Annotated in this window: 1 protein-coding gene; it reads right to left on the bottom strand. The window is 61.3% G+C overall.

Annotation, left to right across the window (positions count from 1 at the left end; all coding sequences use genetic code 11):
* Window positions 1–4: 4 nt before the first annotated feature.
* Window positions 5–1039, bottom strand: coding sequence for an IS630 family transposase (locus CWO89_RS44505; protein ID WP_245476874.1), 1035 nt, complete (start codon window positions 1037–1039; stop codon window positions 5–7).
* Window positions 1040–1064 lie beyond the last annotated feature (25 nt).

The following is a 1064-nucleotide window of genomic DNA, read 5'->3' as shown; positions in this document are numbered from 1 at the left end:
TTACTCATAGGTCAGAAATATAGGCGACATCTGGATGCTTGAAGAAGGAACGCACCAAAGCTGGTCTGTTGCCGATGTCGGCGAGCTGGGTGCGGACTCGGTCTTCCAATTTCTCGCCTGCGCGCAGCGGCCGGCGTGCATTGCCAGTGCGCTTGGCATGGCTCCATACGAGCTCGTCCGGATTCAAATCCGGGGCATATCCCGGAAGAAAGTGCAGCGTCAGCTTTCCCTGCGTGCTCGCCACGTAGTCCTTGACCACCGCCTTCTTGTGCGCGGGTAGCCCGTCCACAATCAGATGCAGCGCTTTCTTGCGGCGATACATCAGCTTCTTGAGCAGGTCCACGAACAGCTCGCCAGACAGTGCGCCCTTGTACGTCGCGAACCAGAACGCGCCCTTGGCGCTCACCGCCGACGCCGCGCCGATGCTTTGCCGTTGCCCCGGCGTTTGCACCACCGGCGTTTCTCCCTTCACGCCCCACGTCGTGCCTTGCACCGCATCCGCCCGGAAGCCGGATTCATCCCAGAAATAGACATCCGCTTTCTCCCGCTTGGCACGCCGCGCAATGGCCGGATAGGTGTCCCGCTGCCAACGCTCGATCGCCTCCGGGTCACGCTGATAGGCGCGTTGCAATGGCTTCTGCGCGCTCAATCCCAAGCGCGCCAGCATCCCCCCGATCGACGCCAGACTCAGCCTCACGCCGAATTCCCGCTCCACCAGTTCGCGCACGATTTGCCGCGTCCACAAGCCAAAATCGAAACCGTATTGCAGCGGGTTCTTGCCGTTGATCCAGCGAAACACTTGCCGCTCTTGCGCCGGCGTCAACTTCTTCGGACGTCCCGTTCCTTTGCGCGACGCCAGCGCCCGCAGGCCCTTCCCACGACCTTTCACCGTTCTCATCCAGCGGTAAATCACGCTGCGGTGAAATCCATAGCTCTCGACGACGGCGCTCGGCTTTTCACCTTCGCGCACTCGCTCCAACGCCATCATGCGGATTTCTTCCAGGGTTCGATGGTCAAGTTGTCGGCCGTCGCGTTTCATGCCGATAGCATACACCAACGCCGCC

The sequence above is a fragment of the Bradyrhizobium sp. Leo170 genome (assembly GCF_004296405.1).
Taxonomy (GTDB): domain Bacteria; phylum Pseudomonadota; class Alphaproteobacteria; order Rhizobiales; family Xanthobacteraceae; genus Bradyrhizobium.
The sequence above is the reverse complement of the archived record's forward strand: the minus strand, read 5'-3'. Positions and strand labels throughout refer to the sequence as shown.